This is a genomic window from Streptomyces sp. NPDC006512 (assembly GCF_040611935.1).
Classification (GTDB): Bacteria; Actinomycetota; Actinomycetes; order Streptomycetales; family Streptomycetaceae; genus Streptomyces.
Map to the genome: position 1 here is coordinate 1 of NZ_JBEXPG010000036.1, position 22088 is coordinate 22088.

The 22088-nt window shown below is 74.4% G+C and carries 27 protein-coding genes; 12 read left to right on the forward strand and 15 right to left on the reverse strand.

Features of this window, described 5'->3' with window-relative positions:
• Window positions 1–92: 92 nt before the first annotated feature.
• From ABZZ17_RS24245 to ABZZ17_RS24255, 3 genes are all read right to left on the reverse strand, one after another.
• Window positions 93–605 carry a hypothetical protein gene (locus tag ABZZ17_RS24245; protein ID WP_356878414.1) on the reverse strand — a complete coding sequence of 171 codons (513 nt, stop codon included), beginning with the start codon at window positions 603–605 and terminating at the stop codon, window positions 93–95.
• Window positions 606–685: 80 nt separating this feature from the next.
• Window positions 686–1336 carry a VanW family protein gene (locus ABZZ17_RS24250; RefSeq protein WP_356878416.1) on the reverse strand — a complete coding sequence of 217 codons (651 nt, stop codon included), beginning with the start codon at window positions 1334–1336 and terminating at the stop codon, window positions 686–688.
• Window positions 1282–2436, reverse strand: a complete 1155-nt coding sequence (locus ABZZ17_RS24255; RefSeq protein WP_356878418.1) for a peptidoglycan binding domain-containing protein — start codon at window positions 2434–2436, stop codon at window positions 1282–1284. The genes ABZZ17_RS24250 and ABZZ17_RS24255 overlap by 55 nt, the downstream gene beginning before the upstream one ends.
• A 220-nt stretch (window positions 2437–2656) precedes the next feature.
• On the opposite strand from ABZZ17_RS24255, the gene ABZZ17_RS24260 reads away from it, so the two are divergent.
• The 6 genes from ABZZ17_RS24260 to ABZZ17_RS24285 all read left to right on the forward strand — a co-directional run bounded on the left by ABZZ17_RS24260 (window position 2657) and on the right by ABZZ17_RS24285 (window position 7878).
• Window positions 2657–3664, forward strand: coding sequence for an NUDIX hydrolase (locus ABZZ17_RS24260; RefSeq protein ID WP_356878420.1), 1008 nt, complete (start codon window positions 2657–2659; stop codon window positions 3662–3664).
• Between the two features lie 61 nt (window positions 3665–3725).
• A complete protein-coding gene (locus tag ABZZ17_RS24265; RefSeq protein WP_356878422.1) occupies window positions 3726–4256 on the forward strand; it encodes an SRPBCC domain-containing protein in 531 nt (176 codons plus the stop codon).
• Window positions 4257–4354: 98 nt separating this feature from the next.
• Window positions 4355–5089 (forward strand): SDR family oxidoreductase, encoded by a 735-nt coding sequence (locus tag ABZZ17_RS24270; protein ID WP_356878424.1) that lies wholly within the window; start codon window positions 4355–4357, stop codon window positions 5087–5089.
• A 64-nt stretch (window positions 5090–5153) separates the two neighbouring features.
• Window positions 5154–5714, forward strand: a complete 561-nt coding sequence (locus ABZZ17_RS24275; RefSeq protein WP_356878426.1) for a hypothetical protein — start codon at window positions 5154–5156, stop codon at window positions 5712–5714.
• Between the two features lie 84 nt (window positions 5715–5798).
• Complete coding sequence (locus ABZZ17_RS24280) at window positions 5799–6764, forward strand: TIGR04222 domain-containing membrane protein (RefSeq protein ID WP_356878428.1); 966 nt, start codon at window positions 5799–5801, stop codon at window positions 6762–6764.
• Between the two features lie 178 nt (window positions 6765–6942).
• Entirely contained in the window at window positions 6943–7878 is a 936-nt protein-coding gene (locus tag ABZZ17_RS24285) for a class I SAM-dependent methyltransferase (protein ID WP_356878430.1), read from the forward strand.
• A gap of 47 nt (window positions 7879–7925) precedes the next feature.
• Here the strand turns inward: ABZZ17_RS24285 and ABZZ17_RS24290 are convergent, their stop codons facing one another.
• Window positions 7926–9302, reverse strand: a complete 1377-nt coding sequence (locus ABZZ17_RS24290) for a DEAD/DEAH box helicase (RefSeq protein ID WP_356878555.1) — start codon at window positions 9300–9302, stop codon at window positions 7926–7928.
• A gap of 288 nt (window positions 9303–9590) precedes the next feature.
• A complete protein-coding gene (locus tag ABZZ17_RS24295) occupies window positions 9591–10085 on the reverse strand; it encodes a helix-turn-helix domain-containing protein (protein WP_356878432.1) in 495 nt (164 codons plus the stop codon).
• Window positions 10086–10175: 90 nt separating this feature from the next.
• On the opposite strand from ABZZ17_RS24295, the gene ABZZ17_RS24300 reads away from it, so the two are divergent.
• Together ABZZ17_RS24300 and ABZZ17_RS24305 are read left to right on the forward strand one after the other, a co-directional pair.
• A complete protein-coding gene (locus tag ABZZ17_RS24300) occupies window positions 10176–10541 on the forward strand; it encodes an HGxxPAAW family protein (RefSeq protein WP_356878434.1) in 366 nt (121 codons plus the stop codon).
• Window positions 10542–10671: 130 nt separating this feature from the next.
• Entirely contained in the window at window positions 10672–10875 is a 204-nt protein-coding gene (locus tag ABZZ17_RS24305) for a cold-shock protein (RefSeq protein ID WP_351828433.1), read from the forward strand.
• Window positions 10876–10983: 108 nt separating this feature from the next.
• Here the strand turns inward: ABZZ17_RS24305 and ABZZ17_RS24310 are convergent, their stop codons facing one another.
• The 8 genes from ABZZ17_RS24310 to ABZZ17_RS24345 all read right to left on the reverse strand — a co-directional run bounded on the left by ABZZ17_RS24310 (window position 10984) and on the right by ABZZ17_RS24345 (window position 17099).
• Window positions 10984–11601 carry a DinB family protein gene (locus ABZZ17_RS24310; RefSeq protein ID WP_356878436.1) on the reverse strand — a complete coding sequence of 206 codons (618 nt, stop codon included), beginning with the start codon at window positions 11599–11601 and terminating at the stop codon, window positions 10984–10986.
• 165 nt (window positions 11602–11766) lie between these two features.
• The gene (locus ABZZ17_RS24315) at window positions 11767–12378 is read right to left on the reverse strand and encodes a TetR/AcrR family transcriptional regulator (protein WP_356878438.1); all 612 of its coding nucleotides are present in this window, start codon (window positions 12376–12378) and stop codon (window positions 11767–11769) included.
• A complete protein-coding gene (locus ABZZ17_RS24320; protein WP_356878440.1) occupies window positions 12375–12728 on the reverse strand; it encodes a DUF1304 domain-containing protein in 354 nt (117 codons plus the stop codon). The genes ABZZ17_RS24315 and ABZZ17_RS24320 overlap by 4 nt, the downstream gene beginning before the upstream one ends.
• A gap of 99 nt (window positions 12729–12827) precedes the next feature.
• Complete coding sequence (locus ABZZ17_RS24325) at window positions 12828–13910, reverse strand: serine hydrolase domain-containing protein (RefSeq protein WP_356878556.1); 1083 nt, start codon at window positions 13908–13910, stop codon at window positions 12828–12830.
• A 289-nt stretch (window positions 13911–14199) separates the two neighbouring features.
• Window positions 14200–15096: an alpha/beta hydrolase gene (locus ABZZ17_RS24330; protein WP_356878442.1), complete on the reverse strand. Its 897-nt coding sequence runs from the start codon at window positions 15094–15096 to the stop codon at window positions 14200–14202.
• 100 nt (window positions 15097–15196) lie between these two features.
• Window positions 15197–15391, reverse strand: coding sequence for a ferredoxin (locus ABZZ17_RS24335; RefSeq protein WP_356878444.1), 195 nt, complete (start codon window positions 15389–15391; stop codon window positions 15197–15199).
• A gap of 5 nt (window positions 15392–15396) precedes the next feature.
• A complete protein-coding gene (locus ABZZ17_RS24340; RefSeq protein ID WP_356878446.1) occupies window positions 15397–16608 on the reverse strand; it encodes a cytochrome P450 in 1212 nt (403 codons plus the stop codon).
• A 152-nt stretch (window positions 16609–16760) separates the two neighbouring features.
• On the reverse strand, window positions 16761–17099 hold the full coding sequence (locus ABZZ17_RS24345; RefSeq protein WP_356878448.1) for a thioredoxin domain-containing protein: 339 nt from the start codon (window positions 17097–17099) through the stop codon (window positions 16761–16763).
• A 127-nt stretch (window positions 17100–17226) separates the two neighbouring features.
• Between ABZZ17_RS24345 and ABZZ17_RS24350 the strand changes: the two genes are divergently transcribed.
• Together ABZZ17_RS24350 and ABZZ17_RS24355 are read left to right on the forward strand one after the other, a co-directional pair.
• Window positions 17227–17496, forward strand: coding sequence for a hypothetical protein (locus ABZZ17_RS24350; RefSeq protein ID WP_356878450.1), 270 nt, complete (start codon window positions 17227–17229; stop codon window positions 17494–17496).
• Between the two features lie 102 nt (window positions 17497–17598).
• The gene (locus ABZZ17_RS24355; RefSeq protein WP_356878452.1) at window positions 17599–18216 is read left to right on the forward strand and encodes a hypothetical protein; all 618 of its coding nucleotides are present in this window, start codon (window positions 17599–17601) and stop codon (window positions 18214–18216) included.
• Window positions 18217–18340: 124 nt separating this feature from the next.
• Here the strand turns inward: ABZZ17_RS24355 and ABZZ17_RS24360 are convergent, their stop codons facing one another.
• On the reverse strand, window positions 18341–18718 hold the full coding sequence (locus ABZZ17_RS24360; RefSeq protein ID WP_356878454.1) for a hypothetical protein: 378 nt from the start codon (window positions 18716–18718) through the stop codon (window positions 18341–18343).
• 210 nt (window positions 18719–18928) lie between these two features.
• On the opposite strand from ABZZ17_RS24360, the gene ABZZ17_RS24365 reads away from it, so the two are divergent.
• On the forward strand, window positions 18929–19285 hold the full coding sequence (locus ABZZ17_RS24365) for a YciI family protein (protein WP_356878456.1): 357 nt from the start codon (window positions 18929–18931) through the stop codon (window positions 19283–19285).
• Window positions 19286–19355: 70 nt separating this feature from the next.
• Window positions 19356–20576: an RNA polymerase sigma factor gene (locus ABZZ17_RS24370; RefSeq protein WP_356878558.1), complete on the forward strand. Its 1221-nt coding sequence runs from the start codon at window positions 19356–19358 to the stop codon at window positions 20574–20576.
• A gap of 9 nt (window positions 20577–20585) precedes the next feature.
• Here ABZZ17_RS24370 and ABZZ17_RS24375 read toward each other — a convergent pair whose 3' ends face one another.
• The gene (locus ABZZ17_RS24375) at window positions 20586–22043 is read right to left on the reverse strand and encodes a condensation domain-containing protein (RefSeq protein ID WP_356878458.1); all 1458 of its coding nucleotides are present in this window, start codon (window positions 22041–22043) and stop codon (window positions 20586–20588) included.
• Between the last annotated feature and the right edge of the window lie 45 nt (window positions 22044–22088).

A 22088-nucleotide genomic window follows, 5' to 3' on the forward strand; every position in this document is an offset into this window, starting at 1 on the left:
CAGTACGCGGGCTTCCGCCCGGCGCACCGAGAGCACGCACCAGACGCCGCAGGGCCGCCCTCCGGGCGACGACGGGAGTTTGACGACAGGCCCTACCGGCACAGGGCGACGATCGCCGGGTCCACCCGGCCCCGGGCCGCCGCGCACAGGGGCGCCATGTCGAACGTGCGCTGCGGCGCGGGCCGGGGCGCGGGGCGCGCGGGCCGCCGCTTCGGCGCCTTCGGTGTGCGGGGTTTCGCCGCGGGGGCGGTGTCACGCGCACGGTGCGCGGGCCGCGCGGGTTTCGCGGGCCGGGCCGGCCGCGCGGGGGCGGCCCGGCGCGGCGGCCGGTCGTCGGCCCGGGGCGGTGCGGCCCGCTCGGGTGCGGCCCGCTCCGCGGCGGCGGCCACGGGCGCCGGGGGCCCGGGGGCCGGTGGCGTCGGCGTGGCGGCCTCGGGCAGGGGCGTCAACGGCCAGGCGGGGGAGGCGGGTTGCCGGGGGACGGTGCGGGACGCCGCCGGATCCAGCCGCGGCGACCCGGCGGGCCCGGTCGGCCGCACGGTCACACATCCGGTGGCCAGCATCAGCACGGCGAGGATCAGGGGCAGGGCCCGGCGTGACTGCATCCGCCCAGCCTGCCGTACCGCGGCGGCCCGGGACGCCCGCCGTCACACTGATGGGTGAGAAGAGAGGAACGGGCGGTTTCTCAGGAGCCGCAGGTGACGGTGTCGCGCGGGGTGTACCGGGTCTTCATCGTCTCGCGCTTCACCTCCTGACCGCCCTTCACGAAGATCCGGTCGACGGCCACGTCGAAGCCCTCCAGCGGGGACTGCGGCTCGCAGGCGGGGCTCGTACCGGTGCGGGTGGCGGGCGGTTTGACGTTGGTGCGGGGGCCCTTCTCCGCCTTGACCTCGTCGTACTTCTTCGTCCCGAGGAAGGTGACGGTGACGGAGGTGTCGGTGGCCTCGGCCTGGATGTAGAGGGCCCTGCCGGAGTCGTTGGCGAAGCGCAGGTCGAGGCTGCCCCAGGCGACCGTGGCCTCGCGGCCCTCCGGGTAGCGCTCGATGTAGAAGGAATGGGCCCCGTACTCCACGGGTTTGACGCCGGCGAAGAACATCGCGTTGAAGACGGTGGTCGCGACGGCCGAGACACCGCCGCCCGCGGCCTTCTCGTACCGGCCGTTGTTGATCATGATGCCGTCGACGAAGCCGTTCTCCTTCGTGCGTTCGCCGACCCGCTGGTTGAAGCTCCACGTCTCGTCGGGCATGACCACCGAGCCGTTGATCAGCTCGGCGGCCCGGCCTATGTTCGTCGTCCGGTACGGGGCCCGCTCGAACGGCACGGTGAACGAGGACACCTTCTCCTTGATGCCGAGCCGCGCGACGGCCTCGCGGGTGAGCCGGGGCTGGACCTCCTCGGTGGCGACCTCGCCCGTGCGGGCCGCCGCGCCGCTGCGGGTGAGCAGCGGCAGCACGGCCTTGCCCAGGGTCCCGGCGGTGACCTGGCGGCCCGCGCGGCCGTCCTCGGTGACCGAGACCTGGCCGGCGCCGTCGACCCGCAGCTTCGTCTCGACCGGCCCGGCGAGGCCTGCCGCAGCGGCCCGCCGACGGCGGGATCGGCCAGCAGGGCCTTCTCGTCCAGGACGGGCACCAGGCGGCCCTTGCCGTCGTCCTTCATCGACAGGTGCCGTCCCAGCACCGCCGGGGCGACCGGTACGCGCTTGCCCTCTACGGTGAGGGTCACGGGCGCCGATACCGCGGGTTCGCCGAACTCCTTCAGGGCCCGCTCCGTCTCCTGCTGTCCGACGCGGGGCTCCGTGCGCCGCACGGGCAGTTCCACCGGGTCCGCGGAGCCCGCCGGGCGGGGGTAGGCCGCGCGCAGCACGTCGAGCGAGCGGTCGGCGTCGAGGGCGATCCCCGCGGCCGGGGCCGTGGCCTTCGCCTTGCCCTTCTCGAAGGTCACCGAGCCCTCGCGGGCTCCCTGGCCGGTCTTCTTGCCGAGCCCGTCGAGGGCCGCCCGGGCCGCCTTCTCGTCGAAGCGGACCACCGGCCGCACGTCCGGGTCGCCCGCGGCGAAGAGCCGGCCGATCACGGTGAACGGACCCGAACCGGCGCGCGCGGCGCGGTCGACGGTGGCGGCGGTGTCCAGCGACAGGCCGAGGGTGGCCGGGGCCGCCCGCTCGGTGCGCTCGCCGATCCGCAGTCCGAGCGGGGCCGTCGCGGACGGTCCGAGGTCCCGGGCCAGGGCCCGGCGGGCCTCGGCGCGGGTCATCCCGCCTATGTCGACGCCGCGCACCTTCGTGCCCGGCGCGACCTCCTCCCCGGCGAGGAGCAGCCCGGCCGCGTACAGCCCGCCGAAGGCGAGCACCGCGGCGCCGCCCGTGACCCCGGCGGCCTTCGGCGCGGTCCACCGCTTTCCGGTGGCCTCGCGGGTCTCCGTACGGCGTGCGCGTCGCATGGCTGTGCTCTCTCCTCGGGCCGGTGACGTGGTCGGACCGGCGGTTTTCACACCGCCAGCCCGCATGGCGGACCGTATCAAGATCGACATAACCAGGTAATAAGGAGGTATAGGGAGGGTAAAGCGGATCTGGGTGTTCCGGCCCGGTGTCCGCCGTAACCCGCGCACCGCGCCCGCTGTTGCACAGCCGACGGGCCCACCCACGTCGAACGGAGTACCGATGCCGCAGCTGACCGACGACCCCGGACGGGCGGGCACCTGGATGACCCCGCAGGAGTACGGCGCCTCCCGCGCGACGCTCTGGACCGCAGCGGTCGTCCTCGTCACCGACACCGACGGGCGGGTCCTCGTCCAGAGCGTCGACTACCGCGCCGACCGGCTGCTGCCCGGCGGAGCCGTGGACGCGGGGGAGTCGCCCGCCACCGCGGCCGCCCGCGAGATGCGCGAGGAACTCGGCGTCGACGGCCACTACCCGCACGGCCTCGCCGTCGACTGGATCCCCGCGGACACCCCCGGCTTCCCGCCCGAGATGCGCTTCCCCGGCGAGATCCTCCACGTCTACGACGGCGGCACCTGGACCCCCGACCGGATCGAGTCCGTCCGGCTCCCCGCCCAGGAGGTCACCGGCATCGACTTCGCCGAACCCGCCGACCTGCCCGCCCTGATGGACCCCGGCGACGCCCGCCGCGCGCTGTCCGCCCTGCGCGCCCGCATCAACGGCTCCGGCCCCGCCCTGCTGGAGGCCGGCCGCCCCACCGCCCCCACCGCCCTCGACCGGCTCGGCGTCCTGCGCACCCGCCGCACCCCGCAGCACGGCCCCTGGATCCCCGGCCCCGTCCCCGCCCACCTGCCCGTACGGGAACGCTCCGGCTGGCTCTTCGCCCCCGACGGCCGGGTCCTGCTGCTCGTCGCCCGCGCCACCGGCGCCGCACACCTGCCGTCCCCGACGGCGGAACCGGCCGTATCCGCCCTCCCGCTGGGCTACCGGTACGCCGACCGGGGAGCCCTCGCCCGCACCGCGGCCCGCCTCACCGCCGTGTCCCCGGCCGCCGACCCCGCGTACGCCCGGCTGCTGGCCACCCCCGAACAGGTCCGCGAACTCAGCGACTGGGGACCGGCGGGCCACCACGAACTCGCGGCCGTGCACGCCGCCCGCGCCCGCCTCTCCCTGCCCGCGCCGCCCCGCACCCCGCCGACGGAACTCCCCGAACACGGCACCCGCTGGTGACGCCCCCGCCGCGACCGGACCAATCCGGCGCCGGGGGCGGCCGGTCCCGCAGCATGGGGCCATGACCGACAGTGACATCACCTACACCCTGTACGTCCAGGCCGACCCGGCCCGGGTCTGGCAGGCCCTCACCGAACCCGCCCTCACCCGCCGTTACTGGGGCCTGAGCTTCGAGACGGACTGGTCGGTGGGCTCACCGATGGCCTGGGTCGAGCGCGGCGCCCGCACCAGCGACCCCGAACAGGTGGTCCTGGACTGCGTACCGGACCGCAGGCTCTCCTACACCTGGCACACCTTCACCCCGCAGTGGGCCGCCGCCGTCGGGATCGACGAGGAACTGCGCGCCGAACTGGCGGGCCAGCCGCGCACCCGGGTGACCTACGAGATCGAGCCGGTCGGCGACACCCTCGCGCGGCTGACCGTCCACCACGAGGGATTCGTACCGGGCGGCACCCTCATCGGCATGTGCGGCCGGGCCTGGCCCCTGCTCGCCTCCAGCCTCAAGACGCTGCTGGAGACCGGCGCCCCGCTGCCGGAACAGGGACACGACGAGGCCCAGGGCTCCGGCGGATACGAGTCCCACGGCCTCTGAACCCCACCGGGCGGGGCCGCCCGCGCCCCGGCCCCGCCGCGGCGACGGCACGGCACACATGTGATCATGTGCAGCGACCACGAACCAGGGGGAACCACATGACACTCGCACACCACCGCGTCGTCATCACCGCCGCCGGCCGGGACTTCGGGCGGACCCTCGCCCTGCGGTGCGCCGCCGAGGGCGCCGAGATCTACCTCTCCGCCAGGACGCTCGAGGCCGCCGAACGCGTGCGCGGGGAGATCCGCGCGCAGGGCCTCGACGCGGACCGCGTCCACGCCTTCGCCTGCGACCTCACGGACCCCGCCTCCGTACGGGAGTTCGCGGCCGCCGTCGCCGCCCGCACCGACCACGTCGACGTCCTCCTCAACAACGCCTCCCGCTACCAGCACGGGGCGGACCTGCTGTCCGCCTCGGACGAGGACGTCGTCGAAACCCTCGCCTCCGGCGCCACCGGCACCGTCCTGGTGACCAAGGCCTTCCTGCCGCTGCTCCTCGCCTCCGCGAAGCCGGACATCGTGACCATGGTCTCGGGCTGCGGCGAGAAGGGGAACCACCGTTCCGACGCGCACGACTCCTTCTACGCCGCCAAGAGCGCCCAGGCCGGCTTCACCGAGGTCCTCTCCCGCCGCCTGCGGGGCCAGGGCGTCCGGGTGATCTCCCTCTACCCGCCCGACTTCGACAACCACGACCCGCTCTCCCCGGCCTGGGAGGGCGCCCCGCGCACCGCCAAGGACCCGCTCACCGCGCAGTCACTGGTGGACTGCGTCCTCTTCGCCGTTGGCCAGCCCCGGGACTGCTTCATCAAGTCCTTCTACTTCGAGCAGGTCTGACCGCCACACGCCCCAGGGGACCCCTGCGCGCCGCCCGCGCACCCCGGTCGTGTGGAATGGCCGCATGGGGATACGCGAGCACCAGACGATCCGGGAGCCGGGCGGCGACCAGGCGGACCCCGCCGGGCGGACCCTCCGCGAGCCGGCGACGCCGCTCCCGCAGCGGCCCGACGCCGGCCGCCCGGGCTACGCCGGACACCTCGACCGGCTCGCCGCCGCCTCGGGCGCCATCGCGGCCGAGGCCGAGGCGGTGGCCGCCGTCCTGCGCGACCCCGACCCGGTCATGGCCGAGAGCGCCGTCGTCACCCACCTGGACCGCCGGGCCGTACGGCTCCCGGCCGACGGGGAGTTCCCCGACTGGGCCCGCGCCCTGCGCCCCGCCGTCGACGGCCGGGCCTTCCCGGCCCGCCGGCTGCGCGAGTGGAGCCTGCTCAAGGCCCTGGCGGCGGGCCGCGCCTGGTCGGCCGCGGAACTCACCGCCGCCTCCGACTGGTGCCAGCACACGGCCGCCCTCTCCCCGGCCCCGTACGAGGCGCTGGCCCTCCTCGCCGCGTCCGCCCGGACCGGCCGCGTACGCGGCGCCGCCGCCCAGCGGCTGCGCCGGCTGGCCCTTCCCCGCGGGTAGCGGCGACCGAGGCCGCCCGGGGTGTTGCCGGACCCCGGGGGCGGCGCCACACTCACCCCCAGGCGCGTACACCGGGGGGTAGCCGTGTGGTTTCCGTACCTGTTCCTGCCGTCCGCCCTGTTGCTGGTGGCGGCGGATCTCCTGCGGCTGCGGGCCCACCGCCGCATGACCCGGCCCCCGGTGCGCACGCCGCGGCCGCCCCGGGAACCGCTGACGATGTACGAGGTGGCGTACCTGCGCAACGGCAACGCGGCGGTCGTCGAGACCGCGATGGCGGCGCTCCACCTCGCGGGGCGCCTGCCGGTCACCGCGGAGTACGGGCTCGACCTGACGGCCCGGAGCCCGCGCGACCCGGTGCAGGCCGCCGTCCTCGCCCGCAAGGGCGCCGGGGCCACCCGGCCGGCCGCCGCCGTGCGCGCCGAGGCGGCCGGTTCGGCCGCGGTGCTCCGGGTGGCCGCCCGGCTCGTCGAGCAGGGCCTGGCCATGGACGCGGCCCGCGAGAAGGCGGCCGACGACGCCACCGGCTTCGAGGCCGCGGCGGCGCTCCTCGCGGGCGTCCTCGGCGTCGCGGCGGTGATCTGGTCCGCCGTCGCCGACGGCCCCGGGCAGTGGCTCCGGCCGCTCGTGGCCTTCGCCCTGCTCCTGGCCGTCTGGGCGGTGGTGTACGGGCAGCGCGACCCCCGGCCCCGCGCCCGCGGGGCGAGCCCGGCCGGCCGGGCCCTGTACGAGCGGGCCCTGGCTGACGGGTCGTGGGAGCCGCGCCCCGACCGCGGCACCAGCCTGCCCGCCAAGAGCCGCAGGACCGTCGCGGAGGTCAGCCGGCGCGGACTGGACGCCGTCACGCTCCCCGTACTCGCGCTGGCCATGAGCGGCGGCCCCGCACCCGGGCGCCACGAGCCCGGGCGGGCCGGAGACGCTCCCGCGCGCTCCCGCTCTTCCTCCTCCTCCGCCTCCTCCTCCTCCTCTTCCTCGGACGGCGGCCGCATCTCGGAGCCCCCGTCCCTGGGCGCGGGGTGCGCGGGCTGCGGCGGCTGCGGGGGCGGTTTCTGAGCGCACGCGGGGGGCCCGCGGCGGTCCCCGCCGGGTTCCCGCCGCGGTCACCGCCGCCGAAGTGGAAGGAGTCCCTTCCGCGAAGTCTCGTCAGACGCGCGTTCGGGGGATTATGGTCTGCTTACCTGGCCAGGTACCAGAGTTGAACCGCTGCCACTCCGCTGGAGGATGACTCTCCGTGTCGCACGTTTCACAGGCTCCCGTCACCACCCCCGACGCCGAGCCTGCACCGCCCGTTCCCCGTACATTCGGCGAGGTCAAGGGCTGGTTCTCGGCGTATGACCAGGTGCTGTTCGACTGGTTCCTCACCCGTCAGAACGAGGAAGCCGACTCTTCGGGCGACATCCTCGAACTGGGCGCCTTCATGGGCAAGAGCGCGATCTTCCTGGCCGGATACCTGCGCGACGGCGAGGAGTTCACCGTCTGCGACCTCTTCGACTCGCCCGCGCCCGACGACTTCAACCTGGCGGAGATGAAGGACTCCTACCCGACGCTCACCCGGCGCGGGTTCGAGACGAACTACCTGGCGTTCCACGAGGAACTGCCCACGCTCATCCAGGCGCCGACCTCCGTCGTGGCCGACCGGGTGCGTCCCGGCAGCTGCCGCTTCGTCCACGTCGACGCCTCGCACCTGCACGAGCACGTCGTCCAGGACATCGCCTCCTCGCGCCGGGTCGCCACCGAGGACGCCGTCGTCGTCTTCGACGACTACCGGTCCGCGCACTGCCCGGGCGTCGCCGCGGCCGTCTGGGCCGCCGTGGCCACCGGCGGACTCCGGGTGATCGCCGTATCCGCCTCGAAGCTCTACGCGACCTGGGGCGACCCCGCACCCCACCAGGCGGCCCTGCTGGCCTGGCTGGAGGGCCGCAGCGACCTGTGGCACGGCGTGGACATCGTCGACGGCAAGCCGCTGGTGCGCATCGGCGACGAGGGGGTGACGGCGCCGCCCGGGCCGAAGCCGCTGAAGGAGTACGTCGAACCCGTCGTCCCCGCCCCGGTCGTCGCGCCGCCCGCACCCCGGCCGGGGGCCCGCTGGCGCCGGCTGGCCAAGGACCTGCTCCCGCCGCTCGTGACCCGCGCGATCGTGGCCCGGAAGCGGCGCCGCCGCGCCTGACCGCGTACGGCGCCGGTCCCCGCCCCGCGGAGCCCGGCGCCCGCGCCTCAGAGGCCCTTGCGGACCCGGGCGGCGCGGCGGGCCTCCGCGGCCTGCCGCGCCTCGATGGTCCTACGGGACTCCTTGCCCTTGCCCGGGCGGCCGGGGCGGGTGCCGATCCCGCGGAAGCCCAGGTCGGAGCCGCTCGGCCGGCCCTTCGCGTCGGTCGGCGCGGCACCGGCGAGCGGGACGCCCGACGGTGCCTTCGCGCCGGTGATCCGGCTCAGCGCCGCCTCGCCGGAGCGCACCTGGGTGATCGTCGGCCGGATCTTGGCGTCGGCCATCAGGCGGACGATGTCCCGCCGCTGGTTGGGAGTGACCAGGGTGACGACCTTGCCGGACTCGCCCGCGCGGGCGGTCCGGCCGCCCCGGTGCAGGTAGTCCTTGCTGTCGGCCGGCGGGTCCACGTTGACCACGAGGTCGAGGTCGTCGATGTGGATGCCCCGGGCGGCGACGTTCGTCGCGACCAGGACGGTGATCATGCTGTCCTTGAACTGCCCGAGGGTCCGGGTGCGCTGCGGCTGGGACTTGCCGCTGTGCAGGCCCTCGGCCCGGACGCCCATGGCCCGCAGGTGCTTCACGAACTGGTCGACGCCGTGCTTGGTGTCGAGGAACATCAGCACCCGGCCCTCGCGGGCCGCGATCTCGGTGGCCGCCGAGATCTTGTCGGCGGCGTGGATGTGCAGCACGTGGTGGTCCATCGTGCCGACCGACGCCGACTGCGGGTCCACGGAGTGCGAGACCGGGTCCTTCAGGTACCGGCGGACCAGCTGGTCGACGTTGCGGTCGAGGGTCGCCGAGAACAGCATCCGCTGACCGGCGTGGTGGACCTGGTCCAGGATCTCGGTGACCTGCGGCATGAACCCCAGGTCGCACATCTGGTCGGCCTCGTCCAGCACCGTGATCTTCACGCGTTCCAGGTGCACGTCCCGCCGCCCCACCAGGTCGCTGAGGCGCCCGGGCGTGGCCACGACGATCTCCGCGCCGGTGCGCAGCGCGCCCGACTGGCGGCCGATCGACAGCCCGCCGACGACGGTGGCCATCCGCAGCTTCAGGGCCTGCGCGTACGGCGCGAGCGCCTCGGTGACCTGCTGAGCGAGTTCGCGCGTCGGTACGAGGACCAGGGCCAGCGGCCGCTTGGGGTCGGCCTGCTGCCCGGCCGTGCGGGCCAGCAGGGACAGGCCGAACGCGAGGGTCTTGCCCGAGCCGGTGCGGCCGCGGCCGAGGATGTCACGGCCCGCGAGGGAGTTCGGCAGGGTCGCGGCCTGGATGGGGAACGGCTCCCGCACCTGCTGGTCGGCCAGGGTCTTCACCAGCTCAGGGGGCAGGCCGAGCTCCTCGAACGAGGTCACCGGGGGCAGTGCCGGGGTGCCGGTCCGGGGCATGGCGAACTCGCCCTGGGGGCCGAGGGTGCGGGGGGTCTTGCCGCCGCCCTTGGCTCCGGGCCGGGAGCCTGCCTTCGCTCCGGCCTTGATGCCGAAACGCCCATGAGCTGACGGGTTCTTCATGCAGAACCTTCCGTGAGGAGAACGAGCGCGGAGGGCGGCCGGGACGGGAACGGCGACGAGCCGGGGCCCGTACCCCTCGGTACGGGCCCCGGCTCGTCGTACGCGTCCGCGTCGGGTGGAAGCACCCCGCGCCTCAAGTTTCCCGGCCATTTTACCAGTCGGCCACTACGGCGCCGCGGGTCCGATCTCCCCGGACCGCACCTGGGCCAGGTGGGCCCGCATCTCGACCGCGGCCCGCCCGAACCAGTCGGCGATGACGGCGACCTCCTCCGGCGAGTACTCGGCGAACAGCGCCCCGAGCCGGGCGTAGAACGGCTCGTACACCGCGACGACCCGTGCGGCGGCGGCCGGGTCGGCCACCACCCGTACCCGGCGCCGGTCGGCGGGGTCCGGGCGGCGGTGCGCGTACCCGGCCCGCTCCAGCCGGTTGAGGACCCCGGTGACGGCCCCGGTCGTGAGGTGGGTGAGCCCGGCGAGGTCACCGGCGGAGAGGGGGGTGTCCCCGGCGCCCAGGACGTGACCGAGGCAGGTGAGGTCCGTGACGTTCAGCCCGAGCAGCTGCGCCACCTCCTGCTGGCCGATGAGGCCCAGGGCCACGTAGTGGTCCATGCGCGCGATGGCCTCCCCGGCCGTGGCCGGGGGGCGGGACTTGCCGTGCACCCACACACTCCTTAGTATCTAAGTTACTTAGCTCGTGAGATAAAAGATCCTGCTCCGAGCGTACTGGCGCCCGTCCTCACAGGGAGAATCATGAGCGCGCACGGCGATGTCGACCTCGGCCACACCGTGGCCGGATGGACCGGAACCACCCTGGCCCTGCTGGGCTGCACCGGAGCGGGCGCCGCGCTCTGCGCGGCCTGGACGCCGGGCATCTGGCTGGGCCTCGGCCTGGTCGCTGCGGCGGGGGTCGTCACCTGGCTCCTCCACCTGGCCGGGTGGGGCAAGCCGAGCGGTCCCCGGCCGCCCGCCGAACGGGACTGGCGTGTCCGGGACACCGCGGCCCGCGCCGGGCACGCCCACTGCCTCGGCTGCCGGGCCGGCGGCCCCCGGCGGGCCGCCGCCGCCCGCGGCCCCAGGTCCGCCGCACCGCTGCCCGTCGGCGAGGGCGCGGCCTGAACCGCGATGCGGCCATCCGTTCGAAACGCCACGGTTGGCCGCGTCCGAAGTGTGGTGCGAGTGGGGGGTGGGCACTATCGAGACGGCTGCACGTGCGGCCCGCGTGGAACGTTGAGAAGGATCAGTACTGATGGCAACTGGCACCGTGAAGTGGTTCAACTCGGAGAAGGGGTTCGGTTTCATCCAGCAGGACGACGGCGGCCCTGACGTGTTCGTGCACTTCTCCGCGATCCAGACGACCGGCTTCAAGGAGCTGGCCGAGGGCGCGAAGGTCGAGTACGACGTCACGCAGGGCCCCAAGGGACCCCAGGCCGAGCAAGTGGTGCCGATCTAGCGCCGCTTCGCGAGTCCAGCCCGTGACGAGGAGCCCCCGCCGGTCGTCCGGCGGGGGCTCCCGCGCGTCGCGGGCCCGGAGCCGCGGGAGCGTCGGCGCCGCTGCGGCTCAACCGCGCCGGGAGCGGTACAGGTCCCGCAGCAGCGCGATCTCCGCCCCGTGGTGCAGCACCTCCTGGTTGACCCACCACACGATGTCGACGAACGGCTCCTCGGAGTCGCTGCCGTGCGGGTAGGTGGAGTAGCCGACGGTGTCCAGCGCGGCCTCGTCGGCGCCGAGCAGGGCCTCGCGCCAGGCCGCCGCCCCCGCCCCGAAGGCCGCGACCGCCTCCGCGGCGCTCCCGCTGACCGGATGGTCCGCCCGGGTCAGGACGTGTCCGCCGGCCGTGTGCTCGGCGCGGAGCGCGAGCATCTCGCCGAGATGGCTCAGCCGCCAGGCGATGGTCGTGAAGGGCGGCGGCCACGGGTGCGGGTACGCGGCCGCGTCGCGGCCCCAGTCGCCGGCGCCGGCCAGCAGCGTCGCGCGCGGCCCCGGCCCGTCCGTGCGCCGGCGCACCGACCAGCAGTCGGGCACCGGCTCCCAGAAGTACTCCTCGTCCGTCATGGGCCCGACCGGGGTGTCCGACCCGTCGCCGCTGTCCATCAGGGGCCCCGTCAGGCGGCCGGTCAGGCGCTCGCACGCGAAGTCGAACTGATCCAGCAGCGGGGCCAGCCTGGGTGCGGTCACGGGATGCTCCTCGGTCGTGCGGTCGGGGTGAGGCGTGCGGTATCGGTGAGGCGTGCGGCCCCGGGTGAGGGGACGGCCCGTCGGCCTGGCGGACCCGTCAGCCTGGCAGACCCGCCCTCGCCCCGCACCTCCCTTTCCCGGGCGCTCCCGCGGGGTCCTCGCAGGTCACCCGGCAGGGGGCAGGGCCCGGTGCAGGGCCAGCAGCAGGGCCCAGAGCCGGTCGGCGAGCTCGGCCGGACCGGAGGCCGGGACCAGACCGTGCAGCCAGTCCGCGAGGACGCCGGTGAAGGCGGCCGCCACCGCAGAGGCGACGAGGTCCGGGTGCGGGGCGCCGACGGCCGCCCGCTCCGCCCGGGCCCGGGCCCGCAGCTCCCGGTGGAGGCGTTCGCCGAGCGGCCCGCCGCCGCCCGGGAGGAGCAGGGTGCGGTAGAGGGCCGTGTGGCGGGCGGCGTCGGTGAGGTACCCGGCCAGGGCGGCGGGCGGGCGGACCGGGGGGAGCGAGCCCGGACCGGTCTGCCAGGCGTGCAGGGCGTCGACCGCCGCGTGCACCACCTCCGCGCAGGCGTCCACGGCGAGCGCGGGGAGGTCCTCGTAGTGCAGGTAGAAGGTGGCGCGGCCGACGCCGGCCCGGCGCACCACCGCCGAGACGCTCACCTCGGCCAGCTCCCGGCCCGATCCGCACTCGGCGAGCAGGCTCTCGCGCAGCCGCGCCTTGGTCCGGGCGGTCCGGGGATCCTCGGCCCTGGCCCCGTCCGCCCGCGGGTCCGGCGGCGTCATGCGGCGAGCAGCGCCGCGCCCAGGGCGAGCGCGCCGGGCAGGGCCTGGGCGAGGAGGATCCGGCGGTTGGCGGTGGCCGCCCCGTACAGTCCGGCGACGATCACGCAGACCAGGAAGAAGACCTGCGTGGCGAGGGAGCCGGTGACCAGGCCCCAGACCAGCCCCGCCGCGAGGAAGCCGTTGTACAGGCCCTGGTTGGCGGCGAGCGGGGCGGTCAGGCGGGCGGTCTCCGCGTCGAACCCGGACAGAGCCCGGCCGGGCGGCCGCTGCCACAGGAACATCTCCAGGACCAGGAAGTACGCGTGCAGTGCGGCGACGATGCCGACGAGAACCTGAGCGACCGTGTGCACGGCCACCCCCCTTTCGTCCCGGACGGCCCGCCGGTGTCCCCGGCGGGCTCGATTTCCTGGACAACTGTACAGGAAGTCGTGGTCCGCTCCGACGGCTCGTCAGCCGGTGGTGGGCCGGGCGTTCCCGTCCCCGCACAGCGCCTGCCCGTACAGCGCCGCGAGCGCGCCGTCGATGGGGTGGGGCTGCGGCAGCCCCGAGGAGTCCGGCCGGTTCCACCGCTGGAGGTTGACCGCGACGGACATCTGGCGCTTGCCGTCGGCCCTGGTGAGGGAGATCGTCCCGGCTCCCCAGGCGGATCCGTCGTGGCCCCAGAAGGTGCCGCAGCCGGGGACGGTGACCTCGTGCAGACCGAGGCCGTAGTGGATCGTCGTCCCGTCCAGGGCGCGGACCGGGAGCGTGCGCTGCATCTGGGCCAGCGACGACCGGCTGACGATCCTGCCGTCGAGCAGCCCGGCGTAGAAGCGGTTGAGGTCGTCCGTCGTCGACACCAGGGCGGCCGCGGGCCCCACCCAGGACATGTCGTAGACGCTGTAGTCGCGCGGCGGATCGATCAGCCCGTAGAAGGCCTCGTACATGCGCGAGTGCGGACCCTCGATGCGCGGCCCGGCCGGGAACCCGGTGTGCCGCAGACCGGCCCGCTCGATCACGTTCCGGGTGATGTACCCCTCGGCCGTGCTGCCGGTGACCTGCTCCAGGAGGCGGCCGAGGAGCAGGTAGTTGGTGTTGGAGTACACCCCGGCCGGGCCGCCGGGCTCGCCGGCGGGAGGCGCGTCGAGCCCCATCCGGATCAGCTCGTCCGGACGGAACTGCCGGAACCGGTTGTCGTCGATGCTCCGGGCCGACACGTCCGGCCCTGACGGGAAGCCCGCCAGGGACGGGAACGCCCGGGGCAGGTAGTCGGGGATGCCGCTGGTGTGGTTGAGCAGCATCCGGACCGTGATCTTCTGGCCGCGTTCACCCGGCACCAGCCCCGGCAGGTAGCCGCCGATCGGAGCGTCGAGCCGGATCCGGCCCCGCTCGACCTGCTGCATGACCGCGGCGGCGGTGAAGGTCTTCGTGACGCTGCCGACGCGGTGCCGCAGGCCGGGGGTGACGGGGCGCCCGGTCGTCACGTCGGCGGTCCCGGAGGCGCCGCGCCACGTCCGGCCGCGGTCGCGGACCTCGGCGAACACCCCCGGCATTCCCGCGCGGTGGACCCCGCCGAGGGCGGACTCCAGCTCCGCGGGATCGAAGGGGGACGCGGCCCTCGCGCTGCCCGCCGGCGGGTGCCCCCGCCCGTCGGACGGGGGAGCCGCCGCCACCGTGCCCGCGCCCACGCTCAGCGCGGCCACGCTCGCGCACACCACCAGTCGGATCTTCAAGACGTCCGTCCCTTCACGATCGATGAGGTTGCTGAGGTTGCTGAGGTCGGTGAGCTCGATGGGGGCCGCGGGGGCTCTTCCCGCGCACCCGCGGCAGGGGACCGGCGGCTCATCCGGCGAGGGCGCGGCGCAGGGCGCCGCCGAGTTCGGCGATCTGCCGCTGCGAGACGTCGGCGGAGAGGATCGCCTGCGATCCGTGGAAGGTGCCGGGCCACTGGTGGAGTTCGACCGGCACACCGGACCGCATCAGGCGCAGCGCGTACTCGATGCCCTCGTCGCGGTTGGGGCAGAACTCGGCCGTGGCGATGTGGGCCGGTGGCAGGCCGGTCAGGTCGGTCGCCCGGGCGGGGGCGGTGTACGCGGTGGCGGGCCGGGAGCCCAGGCAGTGGCGCCACGCCGTGGTGATCCTGGCGCGGTCGAACCAGGGCGTGTCGGTGAAGTTGCGTGCCGACCAGGTCTCCTGCCGGTCGTCCAGGCCCGGCTGGTTGAGCAGCTGGAAGCGGATGGCCGGTCCCCGCTCGTCCCGGGCCCTCAGTGCGAGCGCGGCCGCGATCCCGGCGCCGGCGCTGTGCCCGCCGACCGCGATCCGCGCCGGGTCGATGCCGAGTCCGTCCGCGTGCGCGGCCGTCCAGGCCAGTACGGCGCGGGCGTCGTCCAAGGCGGCCGGGAACGGGTGCTCGGGTGCGAGGCGGTAGCCCACCGAGACCACCACCGCCCCGGAGAGGTCCGCGATCCGGGCGGCCCACGGGTGCTCGGTGTCCAGGTCGCCGAAGACACCGCCGCCGCCGTGCAGCCAGACGACGGCGCCTCGGGCCCCCAGCGGGCGGTAGATCCGGACCGGGACGTCCGGATCGGCGGGCACCGTACGGTCCTCGACCTCCATGGCCGAGGTGTCCGGGGCCGGCGCCGCGCCGGCCCGTGCGGCGAAGTCCGCGCGGGCGGCGACCGGGTCGTTCAGATCGATGTGCGGGAGGAACGGGATGAACGCTTCGAGTTCGGGATCCATGACGGCCATCCTCACGGCCCGCACCCGAGGGGGTCAGCCGCCGACCGTCGCGCATCCCGCCCCCGTCGCGCACCGATCGGAGCGCGTGCGGCCGGAGGGCCTACCCCTCGTCTACGGAGACCGCCGAGACCGGACAGGCCCGCGCGGCCTCCCGTACGAGCGGGCTGCCGTGGCCGTCCTCGCGCCCGGCCCGTACCTCGCCGAAGCCGTCGTCGTCCTGGGTGAAGACCTCGGGTGCCGTCAGCGCGCACTGCCCCGCGCCGACGCAGACGTCGTGATCGACGGAGATCCGCATGCCCCTCACCAGGCCACGGGGAGTTCGAGCATGCCCTGGATGGTGTCTCCGGGCTTGAAGGGGATCCGCTCCGGATCGGCCGCCAGCCGTAGCCCGGGCAGCCGTTCGAACAGCCTGCCGAGGGCGATCTCCATCTCGGCGCGGGCCAGGTTCTGGCCGAGGCACTGGTGGATGCCGAAGCCGAAGGCCAGGTGGTGCCGGGGCGGCCGGTGCCAGTCCAGGGTGTCGGGTTCCTCGAAGACCGCCCCGTCCCGGTTGATGACGGAGGTGGCGAAGACCACCCCCTCGTCGGGGAGGATGGTGACGCCGCCCACCTCGATCTCCGCGGTCGCGACCCGCAGCATGCCGTCGGCGATCGACAGGAACCGCATCAGCTCCTCGACCGCCTCCGACATCAGGGACGGATCGGCGCGCAGCTCGGCCAGTTGCTCCGGGTGCCGCAGCAGCGTGAACGTGCCGAGGGAGATCATGTTCGCGGTCGTCTCGTGCCCCGCGACCAGCAGGATCACCGCCAGGGCGACGAGTTCCTCGACGTCGGTCTCACCGGTCTCCAGCCGGGTGGCGATCAGTTCGTCCAGCAGGCCGTCGCCCGGATCGGCGCGCTTGCGCCGGATCAGGGCCTCCAGGTAGGAGTCCAGCTGCCGGCGGGCCTCCTCGACGTCGGCCGGGGCGGGGCCGCGCAGGAGCCGCCGCGACTGGCCCTCGAAGAACTCGTGGTCCTCGTACGGCACGCCCAGCAGGGTGCAGATCACCATGGACGGGACCGGCAGCGCGAACGCGCCGACCAGTTCGGCTCCCGGGCCCCGGGCCACCATCTCGTCGATCAGCCGGTCCACGGTCTCCCGGATCCGCGGGCGCAGGGCGGCGGTCCGCTTCACGCTGAAGCTGGGGATCAGCATCCGGCGCTGCGCGTTGTGCACGGGGTCGTCCACCCCGAGGAGGGCCGTACGGCGGTTCTGCAGCCCCTTGAAACGGGCGGTGGGGGCGGGGAAGGCGGCGTTGGTGCGGTCGGTGGACAGCCTGCCGTCGGAGAGCAGTGTGCGGGCCTCGGTGTGGCCGGTGACGACCCATACGGAGCGTCCGTCGAAGAGGGTCACCCGGGACAGCGGCCGCGCCTCGCGCAAGGGCTCGTAGGCGGTCGGCGGGTGGTAGGGGCAGGTCCGGTCCTGGGGGAAGGCGATGGCTTCGGAAACGGCTTCGGAAACGGCTTCGGACATGGGTACAACACCTCGCAAGCGATGGTTCCGTCGCGCCGGACTCCATTACATGCCTGAGGCACCTATCCCACCTATGCCACTTTCGGCCACACTGCCCGGGTTCACCCGTGGGGAGTCCCCAGGGGCCCGTGCGTGCCCCTGGGGGGAGGGGCTTACAGGTGGGCGTCCAGGAACGCGCGGAACTCCTCGCGGGTCAGCGGCCCGGCCTGCGAGGCCACCGCCTCGCCCGCCTCGACGAGGACGACCGTCGGGGCGCCGGTCACGCCGAAGCGGCGCGTCGGCCCGGGGCAGCGGGTGATGTCGGTCCGCACGGCGGTCAGCCGGGTCCCGTACTCCTCGGCCAGCTCGGCGACGAGGACGTCCATCGTCCGGCAGGCCTCGACGGCCTTGGGCCAGGTGCCGGTGAAGTAGGCGAGGACCGGGCCCTGCGTCATGCCGACGATGAAGTCGAATTCCTGGTCCTCCAGCGGCCGGTGTACCCGACGGGCCATGGGTGGTGCTCCTCAGTTCGCGTCTGCCGAGGCCGACAGCGTAGGCGGACAGCGTAGGCGCTCCCGCCCGCCACGCGTCCGCACGGGCCCCGGCACCGTTGTCAGTGGGGCCTGTGAAGCTGGGCCCATGGACGACAGGATGCTGCGGCGCCGGGTCTACGGCGCCGACCACGACGACCCCGATCCGGGCCCCCGCCCCGGTCACGCCTACGGCGAACTCGTGGGCGGCCCCCTCGACGGCCTCCTCCTCGACGTCACTGGCTGGAGCGCGCCCCAGCTCGCCGAGGAGGCCCGGCTGCCGACCGAGATAGGGCGCTACGGAGCGGGCGGCCGCGCCCACTACCGCCGTCGCCCGGACGATCCGTCCCACTGGGACTGGACCGGCGACAGCCCGTAGGACCGTGACGGCGCTCCCCAGGGGGCGCCGGGCCGCCACCCCGGCGCGCGGGGACGGCCGGGGCTCGTGGATCATGAAGGACCGTCTGGAGAAGGAGTGGCAGTGGGTCACCTCGTAATGAGCACCGGCAGCATGCGCGACGCGATGAGGCTCCTCACCGCCGTCGAGCGGACCCCGGACCAGGAGCGCAGGCTGGGCCTCATCCGGGAGCGGTGCGCGGCGCAGGACGCACGGCTGCTCGACCAGGGGATCGAACTCGACGTGCCGGTGGGCCGGGCGCTGGAGGAACTGCTCGAAGGCGACATCAGCGCGCAGCAGGGCCCCCAGTACCACTACGCCCTGAACGCGCTGATCTGCTCCTACTTCTCCGACACCCACGACCTCGGGGACTGGGCCCGCCAGTCGTGGTTCTCGACGGTCGACGAGGAACTGTCGCGGGCCGGCGTACCGGCCGGCCTCGGCATCTTCGACATCGTCACGTCGGGCCCGCCCGTGCGGCTGCCGTACGCCGGTGACACCACCCCCTGGATGGGCACCTTCCCGACCGAGCGGGCCGCCGAGTTCGTCGCGGCCCACGAGGCCGTCCTCCACCTGGTGGACCCGGAGGTCCGGGAGACGGCCGAGTACTTCGTCAAGGCCATGCGCTTCGAGGCCGAGGAGTGGGAGGCGGCCCCGGAGGGCGCGCGCACCGACGACACCCTGTTCTTCTGGTGCTCCTGACGGTACGTCGCCCCCGCGCGCCCCTCGCCGGGCGCGGCGGAGCCCCCGGTCCGCCGACGTGCGACCGGGGGCTCCGTGCGTTCCTTCCGCCGCGCCCGCGGAAACGGATGCGGCGGAACCGGATTCATCCGGACGCCGCCGAGCGGCTCACGCTGCGGGCCCACAGCACCAGCGGGACCTGGAGCGGCAGCCGCGCGAAGGCCGCGGCCCGGTAGGCCGGGGAGCGGCGGCGCGCGTCGGCGGCCATCTTCACGTTCGCGGGGAAGACGCCCACGAAGAACGCGGCCGCGGCCAGCGCCGCCATCCGGCGGCTGCGCGGATGGGCGACGCCCACGGCGAGCGCCAGCTCCGCCGCGCCGCTCGCGTACGTCCACCCGCGCGGGGTGCCCGGCAGCGAGGCGGGGACCGTCGCGTCGAACTGCTTCGGCGCGACCGCGTGCGCCACCGCGGCCCCGGCCAGGAGGCCTGCGAGGAGCAGCGGGGAAGAGGGGGTGCGGGGCATCGGGAGTCCTCTCGGAGTGACCTGGGGCCGCGATCGTACTCGCCAGTAGCAGCGGGGGGCGGCGACCGGGGGACGGGCCGCAGCGCGTCGGGTGGCCGCCCGGGATTTTTCTCCGAAGAATTTTCCCGGAGCTGTCGATCCGGGCTCCGCCCGTTCGACGCACAGGTGAGAGGCGGGGAAAGCCCCCGCCCTCCCGACCGAGGAGTCACCATGCCGCGCTTCCTGACGATGATCCGCATCAACGAGCAGAACCTGCCGCCCGAGGAGTTCCCAGCCGACTTCGAGGAGCGGATGGGCGCCCTGCTGGAGGAGATCACCAAGGCCGGCGTCATGCTCGACACCGCAGGCCTCCTCCCCACCTCCGAGGGCACCCGCCTCAGCTGGTCCGGCGGGAAGATCAGCTACACCGACGGCCCCTTCACCGAGACCAAGGAGGTCGTCGGCGGCTACTCCCTGTCCCAGTGCAAGGACAAGGCCGAGGCGATCGAGTGGACCAAGCGCTTCCTGGAGATCCACCCCGCCCACTGGGAGGTGAGCGCCGAGGTCCGCCAGATCGACGAGAGGTGATCCCGGGCGCTTCCCGCGCCGCGTTTGCCCTGCCGCGTCACGGCTGCTCTGATGGGTGGCCGTGACGGCAGTGAGTACGGCCCAGGCGGTCGAAGCGGTGATCAGGATCGAATCCGCGCGGATCATCGCCGGTGTCACCCGCATCGTGCGGGACGTCGGCATCGCCGAGGAACTGGCCCAGGACGCCCTCGTCGCCGCGCTCGAACAGTGGCCGGTCAGCGGCATCCCCGACCGGCCCGGGGCGTGGCTCACGGCCACCGCGAAACACCGCGTGATCGACCTGGTCCGCCGCAAGGAGACCTACGCGCGCAAGCTCGCCGAGGTCGGCCGCACCCTGGAGGACGTACCGCCCCCGGACGAGCCCGCCGACCCGGACGACATCGACGACGACCTGCTCAGGCTGGTCTTCACCGCCTGCCATCCGGTCCTGGCCACGGACGCCCGCATCGCCCTCACCCTGCGCCTCGTGGGCGGACTGACCACCCAGGAGATCGCCCGCGCCTACCTCTCCAACGAACCCGCCGTCGCCCAGCGCATCGTCCGGGCCAAGCGGACCCTCGCCAAGGCCGCCGTGCCCTTCGAAGTCCCCTACGGCGCCGACCGGGAACAGCGCCTCGCCGACGTCCTGGAGGTCATCTACCTGGTCTTCAACGAGGGCTACTCGGCCACGGCCGGGGACGACCTCGTCCGACCGGCCCTGTGCGAGGACGCCCTGCGCCTCGCCCGGGTGCTCGCCGCCCTGATGCCGCGGGAACCCGAAGTGCACGGCCTCTGCGCCCTCCTGGAGTTCCAGGCCTCCCGCACGGCCACCCGGACCGGCCCCGACGGGGAACCGGTCCTCCTCGCCGACCAGAACCGGTCCCGCTGGAACCGGCTCCTCATCCGGCGCGGCGTCGAGGCCCTCCACCGCGCCGGCAGCGGCCCGTACTCCCTCCAGGCCGCCATCGCCGGCTGTCACGCGGCGGCCCTCACCTACGAGGACACCGACTGGACGGCCATCGCCGCCCTCTACGGACGCCTCGTCGTACTGGTCCCGTCCCCGGTGATCGAGCTGAACCGGGCGGTCGCCGTCTCCATGGCCGAAGGCCCCGGGGCCGCCCTGCCCCTCGTCGACGCCCTCGCCGGGGAACCCGCGCTGCGCGCCTACCACCTGCTGCCGAGCGTACGGGGCGACCTGCTGGAGCGGCTCGGGCGCGGGCGGGAGGCCCGCGCCGAGTTCGAGAGGGCGGCCTCCCTCACCCGCAACGCACGCGAACGCGACCTGCTGCTGCGCCGCGCCGCCGCCCTCTGAGGAACGGCGTCAGACCCCGACCCGGCCCGGCTCCCCGCGCCGGGGCGCCGTGAGCGCCACCGGGCGGCCGAACCCGCCGGAGCGGGCGACCGACTGCACCGTCCGGCGCAGCGCCTCCTGGAAGTTCCCCATCGTGCCGCGGGCGGCCGGGGTGTCCACGTACAGGGAGTTCATGTGCAGCCCGTCCGCGTCGCGCTGGAACCACGAGCAGGCGCCGTTGGCCTGCGCCGACCAGACGTGCGTGGCGGGCCGCCACTCGTGGTGGCGTTCGGCCCCGCGGCACTTGCGCATGTCGATGTACGAGAAGAAGTTCACCGGGTACGGCCAGGAGCGGGCGGCGAACTCCTCCGGAGCCAGCAGCTCCCAGGCCCTGACGAACGGCACGTCGATGTGGCCGATCATCTCGCCGAACCCGGCCCGCACCGACTTCATGACCTGCGCGAAGTCCTGGCCGGGCGAGGCGTCGAACTCGATCGGCATCGTGTTCACGAACCAGCCCACCGAATCGTTCCACGCCCCGCGCCCGCGCTCGCTGACGGGCATGAACCCCCGGTACACGCCCGGACCGCCCGCCTCGCGCAGACACACCCCGACGGAGCCGAGCACACCCATGAACGGCTTCGCGCCGGCCTCCAGACAGGCCTTCTCGAAGACCTCGGCCTCGCCCGCGTCCAGCAGCGAGGAGGCCTCGTTGACGATCGGGTACATCAGGCCGGGCTCCACGCCCAGGTCCAGGGGGAACCGGGGGAAGAACTCCCCGTTGCGTCCGATGAAGGACTTCCAGTAGCCGAGCCGCTCGTCGTCCGCGTCGATGGACAGGTAGTGGCGGCGCTGCTCCTCGGCGAAGTCGAGGTAGCTGGGCGCGGGCGGGAGGACGGCCTCCTCGCCGCCGCGCAGGGCCTCGTACGCGGTCAGCACCTCGTTGACGACGATCGGCATCGACATGCCGTCGCACACGATGTGGTCGAAGGCGAGGTAGACCGTCGCGGAGTCCGGGCGCACCACGGCGCCCATCGTGAACAGCGGCCACGACAGGGTGTCGATGCTCCGCTTGAACCGCTCGACGAGGAAGTCGCGCACCAGGGCGGCGTCGTCGAAGGAGGCGACGCCCACCGGCTCCAGGGCGAGTTCGCCGGGCGCGATGGGCTCGCACGCCAGCTCGCCGGCCAGCCGCCGGAACTCGCACCGCAGCACCTCGTGCCGCTGGACGAAGCCCAGCAGGGCCCGGGTGAGGGCCGGTTCGTCGAGGGCGCCGTCGACCTCGAAGGTCACGGCGAGCCACGACGCGACCGGGTCGTCGGCCGCGCGGCTCTCCTCGGCGACGGTGAAGTGCTTGTCCTGGTTGAAGGAGGCCCTCCTGCCCGCCGCGTCGCCCCGGTCACCGTCCCGCTCCGCCGTGGACCGCAACCGCCACTCGACCACTCGCCCCGGCGCCACGTGGTGCATCTCCAGAGGAAACTGCCGCATTCCGTCATCCCTTCGCCCCCGAGTCAACCCCGTGCGCCTAACGAC

Excerpts from the sequence above, each read along its gene's own strand:
- ABZZ17_RS24300 (WP_356878434.1), top strand. The coding sequence starts at position 10,176 with ATGAGCGCGCACGGCGATGTCGACCTCGGCCACACCGTGGCCGGATGG.
- ABZZ17_RS24345 (WP_356878448.1), bottom strand. The coding sequence starts at position 17,099 with ATGGCCCGTCGGGTACACCGGCCGCTGGAGGACCAGGAATTCGACTTC.
- ABZZ17_RS24365 (WP_356878456.1), top strand. The coding sequence starts at position 18,929 with ATGCCGCGCTTCCTGACGATGATCCGCATCAACGAGCAGAACCTGCCG.
- ABZZ17_RS24315 (WP_356878438.1), bottom strand. The coding sequence starts at position 12,378 with ATGACGCCGCCGGACCCGCGGGCGGACGGGGCCAGGGCCGAGGATCCC.
- ABZZ17_RS24330 (WP_356878442.1), bottom strand. The coding sequence starts at position 15,096 with ATGGATCCCGAACTCGAAGCGTTCATCCCGTTCCTCCCGCACATCGAT.
- ABZZ17_RS24275 (WP_356878426.1), top strand. The coding sequence starts at position 5,154 with ATGGGGATACGCGAGCACCAGACGATCCGGGAGCCGGGCGGCGACCAG.
- ABZZ17_RS24375 (WP_356878458.1), bottom strand. The coding sequence starts at position 22,043 with ATGCGGCAGTTTCCTCTGGAGATGCACCACGTGGCGCCGGGGCGAGTG.
- ABZZ17_RS24245 (WP_356878414.1), bottom strand. The coding sequence starts at position 605 with ATGCAGTCACGCCGGGCCCTGCCCCTGATCCTCGCCGTGCTGATGCTG.
- ABZZ17_RS24325 (WP_356878556.1), bottom strand. The coding sequence starts at position 13,910 with ATGCCGGGGGTGTTCGCCGAGGTCCGCGACCGCGGCCGGACGTGGCGC.
- ABZZ17_RS24255 (WP_356878418.1), bottom strand. The coding sequence starts at position 2,436 with ATGCGACGCGCACGCCGTACGGAGACCCGCGAGGCCACCGGAAAGCGG.
- ABZZ17_RS24270 (WP_356878424.1), top strand. The coding sequence starts at position 4,355 with ATGACACTCGCACACCACCGCGTCGTCATCACCGCCGCCGGCCGGGAC.
- ABZZ17_RS24265 (WP_356878422.1), top strand. The coding sequence starts at position 3,726 with ATGACCGACAGTGACATCACCTACACCCTGTACGTCCAGGCCGACCCG.
- ABZZ17_RS24260 (WP_356878420.1), top strand. The coding sequence starts at position 2,657 with ATGCCGCAGCTGACCGACGACCCCGGACGGGCGGGCACCTGGATGACC.
- ABZZ17_RS24340 (WP_356878446.1), bottom strand. The coding sequence starts at position 16,608 with ATGTCCGAAGCCGTTTCCGAAGCCGTTTCCGAAGCCATCGCCTTCCCC.
- ABZZ17_RS24335 (WP_356878444.1), bottom strand. The coding sequence starts at position 15,391 with ATGCGGATCTCCGTCGATCACGACGTCTGCGTCGGCGCGGGGCAGTGC.
- ABZZ17_RS24360 (WP_356878454.1), bottom strand. The coding sequence starts at position 18,718 with ATGCCCCGCACCCCCTCTTCCCCGCTGCTCCTCGCAGGCCTCCTGGCC.
- ABZZ17_RS24350 (WP_356878450.1), top strand. The coding sequence starts at position 17,227 with ATGGACGACAGGATGCTGCGGCGCCGGGTCTACGGCGCCGACCACGAC.
- ABZZ17_RS24305 (WP_351828433.1), top strand. The coding sequence starts at position 10,672 with ATGGCAACTGGCACCGTGAAGTGGTTCAACTCGGAGAAGGGGTTCGGT.
- ABZZ17_RS24290 (WP_356878555.1), bottom strand. The coding sequence starts at position 9,302 with ATGCCCCGGACCGGCACCCCGGCACTGCCCCCGGTGACCTCGTTCGAG.